Source organism: uncultured Cyclobacterium sp. (assembly GCF_963976465.1).
Classification (GTDB): domain Bacteria; phylum Bacteroidota; class Bacteroidia; order Cytophagales; family Cyclobacteriaceae; genus Cyclobacterium.
Genome location: NZ_CAXBOC010000473.1, coordinates 1 through 4,304 on the forward strand (window position 1 = coordinate 1; position 4,304 = coordinate 4,304).

Annotated in this window: 2 protein-coding genes; both read right to left on the reverse strand. The window is 43.8% G+C overall.

Annotated elements, in window-relative coordinates:
- Window positions 1–1,191, reverse strand: a 1,191-nt coding sequence (locus AAC037_RS20525) for a DUF1501 domain-containing protein (RefSeq protein WP_339905242.1), incomplete at its 3' end; no start/stop codon positions are given.
- 5 nt (window positions 1,192–1,196) lie between these two features.
- On the reverse strand, window positions 1,197–4,304 hold a 3,108-nt coding region (locus AAC037_RS20530), incomplete at its 5' end, for a DUF1553 domain-containing protein (RefSeq protein WP_339905243.1).

A 4,304-nucleotide genomic window follows, 5' to 3' on the forward strand; every position in this document is an offset into this window, starting at 1 on the left:
CCTTCCTTGTGAAAAACTGGTTCTGCCAAACTCTCCTCCCCAAACTACCAAAGTGTCTTCCAGAAGTCCTCTTTGTTTGAGGTCTTGAATCAAACCGGCGGTGGCCTGATCTGTGCTTAATGCCTGGCGCTTGATGCCACTTGGTAAACTACCATGCTGGTCCCAGCCCATATGGTAGAGCTGGATAAATTTAACATCTCGCTCTGCTAGCTTTCTGGCTTGAAGACAATTGGAGGCATAGGTTCCGGGAATTCTAGCGTCCTCTCCATAAAGCTCGTAGATATAATCAGGTTCATTACTGGTATCTACAGCCTCCGGAACGGAATTTTGCATTTTATAAGCCATTTCATATTGGCTGATCTTGGACTGAATTTCCGGATCCTGCCATAAATCAAACTGTTGTTCATTCAGTTTACCGATATGATCCAGTGCCCGACGTCGGTCATGGTCATGGACTCCGTGTGGATTGTTGAGGTACAAGACCGGGTCTTTTCCTGAGCGAAATTGAATGCCTTGGTGGTGGGAAGGCAAAAAACCATTGCTCCAAGCATTGGAGTTCAATGGTTGAGAACCGGGGCTTTTGGATAGTAAAACCACAAAATTGGGTAAATTCTCATTGTCGCTTCCAAGGCCATAACTCAGCCAAGAGCCGATTGAAGGCCTTCCGCTCAATTGAGAGCCTGTCTGCATAAACATGACGGCAGGTTCATGGTTGATGGCTTCAGTGATCATGGACTTGACAATGCAAAGCTCATCTACCACCTTGGCTGTGTGAGGAAAAATTTCACTTACCCAAGCTCCGGATTGTCCATATTGCTTGAAATCATAAATGGATTTCACCAATGGGAAAGTAGATTGATCTGCCACCATGCCAGAATTTCTTTGGGTGCCCTGAACAGAGGGAGGGATTTCTTTTCCATGCCACTTTTCCAGAGATGGTTTGTAATCAAAAGTTTCAATCTGAGAGGGTCCCCCGGATTGGAAAAGGTATATGACCCGTTTTGCTTTGGCCGGAAAATGGGTTCCTGTGCTAAGTCCTTGTGGTTTGTAAAGACCGGAACTGTAAGGGCTGTCTGCAAAGCCGTATTGGTTACCCATCAGACTAGAGAGTGCCATTGCTCCAAACCCAAGTGAAGTTTTTTTCAAAAAGCCACGTCTGGTTTCTCCAAATTTGTTGTTTCTATCTTTCATGGCGATTATCTAATTGTGTACCCGTCTGTAGTGTTCATGATGCCATTGATGACTGTTGCCAAAGAAGCGACCCTTACCGGGTCCAGTGTATCGTCTATAGGTTTACTGCCTGTACTTAAGTAAGCCATAGCATCCCCTTTATTTTGAGTAAATCTGTCCTCTTCCTCCTGATAAAATTGTTCAATAATCTCTAACTCATTGGCGTCAGCTTGCCTGCCGGTACTTAACTTAAAGGCCTTGGCAAGTTGCTCTTGGGGTTGGTATTTTTTGACTAATTTTTCTGCCGTCACCCTTGCTGCTTCTACATATTGAGGATCATTTAACAATACCAAAGCTTGTAAAGGTGTGCTTGTTTCTGTCCTTCTTACCTTACATTCTGCCCTGTCACCTACATCAAAAATCATCATAGAAGGTGGGCCGGATGTTCTTTTCCAAATGGTGTAAAGGCTTCTTCTGTAAAGTCCATCTCCGGGCTCCTGTAAGTATTTGTATCTCCAGGATTTGGTACTGATTTCATCCCAAAGGCCTTCCGGCTGATAAGGGTAGGCACTTTCGCTACTCGTATTGTGGACGAGCAAACCGCTTATGGCAAGGGCATTGTCCCGCACCATCTCTGCTGTCATCCTAAAACTCGGCCCTCTCGCCAAAAGCAAATTGTCAGGATCTTTCTCTAACAGCTCAGGACTGTATTTGGAAGATTGCTGATAAGTAGCGGACATCACGATTAGCTTATGCATTTTCTTAATGTCCCAACCGGATTCCCGAAATTGTACTGCCAGCCAATCCAGCAGTTCGGGATGTGAAGGCATGCTGCCCTGATTCCCAAAATCATCTGAAGTAACAACAAGCCCTTTTCCAAAATGCATTTGCCAGACCCTATTAATAAAAACCCTTGCGGTCAATGGATTTTTTGGATCGAAAAACCATTTGGCGAGTCCAAGTCGGTTTTTAGGCAATTTTTTATCATAAGGTAGTACCGTTTCAGGAATACCCGGCTCCACTTGGTCTGTAGGTGCATTGTACATCCCTCGGTCTAAAATAAATGTTGGTCTGGGTTCTTCAAGATCTCCCATGACCATAATCTCTTTGATGTCGGTAGTGGTTTTAGCCCTTTCTTTCCTTAAATCTTTTAAGGAATTTTTGAGTTTTTTGGCCTGCTCATTGGAAGCATTGAAAAGGTAATCTGCAATTAATTGTCTTGCTTGGGGATCTTTGTTTTTGGAAATTAAAGCGGTGGCTTTTTCCGGGTTGACCTCATAGAGCACTTCCAATGGACTCAATTCCTGATTGTATATCTTCAATTCATCCAGTCCCCCATTCAAAAAGGTCTTCATTTTGTCTCTAACTCCTAGGACAAAGCCTCTGAAACCGTAGGTGTGAATGTCGGGTTTAAATAAAATGGATTTGTAGATATTGTCAGCAGATACTGTGACAGGAACCTTTTCTCCATTGAGGTAGATGCCAATACCGGCTGCTTTTCCCAGTCCGTCATAGGTGATGCTAAGGTTGGTCCATTCTTTTACCGGAATTGGGTCTACGGTTTTCACTTGTATGGCATTGTCAGGCCAGCTGTAAGCGATAATAAAATTGAGCTTGTTGTCCTCTAGAAATAAGGAGTATCCTTTTAATCCCAAGCGAATATCTTCACAGTGGGTAAACAGTACCGCTTCATTGTAAAGTGTATCCGGAAATACAGACAGACTCACTGAAAATGGGTCGGTTTGGTCAAACCAGCCAAGTTTTTCAGGAAGGCTTAAGGTGGTAAAGTCATTGATGAATACGCCTTTGCCCTTGTGGCCTTCTTTAATCACGGGCTCTTTTATGAGAACCGATCCGGATTGTGATGGTTTTCCCGGACTTCTGAAGGTGTTTTTTTTGTCCCCCGGTATTATTTTATCAAAATCATAAGCAGCTACAAGTTTTTTAGACAGGTCTTTATTAACATTTGCTAGAAAGGCAGTAGCATTCGTTGCTTGTTGTGCTGTTTTAAGGGCTCCTTTCTTTAAATCTTCCAGATGCCCTTTTTTGGATTTAATTTGACTGTCTATGTATTCCAGTAGCTTGTCTTGTTCTTCATTTGTAAGCAATAAGGCTGGCCCGGGAACCTGCCCCGGTCCATAAACAGCGGTTCCCAGCTCATTGGTGCTGTTAAAAAAGGCCGAAAGTTGGTAGAATTCTTTTTGACTGATTGGATCGTACTTGTGGTCATGACAACGGGCACATTCCATACTCAGTCCCATTACGGCTTTGCCTACGGTGGAGGTACGATCTGCCACATATTCTGCCCTGTATTCTTCAAAAACGATACCTGCTTCTGAATTCTTTTTATGGAGGCGGTTAAAAGCAGTCGCTAAAATGCTCTCTTGCGTGGGATCCTCAATAAGATCTCCGGCCAATTGCCAGGTGATGAATTGCTCATAGGACATATTTTTATTAAAAGCTCGGATGACCCAGTCCCGGTAAGGGCTAAAATCCCTGTGTTTATCATCCAGGTAACCATCTGAATCTGCATACCGGGCTACATCCATCCAGTCTGCAGCCATGCGTTCCCCATAGGCCGCCGAAGCCAAGAGTCTGTCGACTAATTTCTCATAAGCCTTTGGGTCATCACTTTCAACAAAGGTCTCTATTTCTTCCAAGGAAGGAGGAAGACCTGTCAGGTCAAAACTCACCCTGCGAATTAGGGTTTCTTTGCTGGCCTTATTTGAAGGTATTTGCTTGTGAGTTTTCAACTTGGCGGCTACAAAATGATCAATTTCATTATTGGCCCAGTCTTTATTCTCTAGGTCAGGAACATTAGGTGTTTCAGGAGGGATAAATGACCAATGAGGTTTGTATTTTGCTCCTTGTTCAATCCATTTTGTCAGCGTGGCAATTTCTGCTACACTTAGACTTAAGTTTGATTCTGGTGGAGGCATCATCAGCTCCTTGTCTTCTGTCAGTATGCGGTTGACTACCTCACTTTTGCCTGGCTTACCAGGGACGATGGCAAAATGGCTTGAATTGCTTTTCAGCGCTGCAAAAGCAAACTCTTCCAAGTCAAGTCTTAAATCTGCTTCCTGATTGGCAGCATCGGGACCATGACAAGCAAAGCATTTATCGGAAAGAATAGG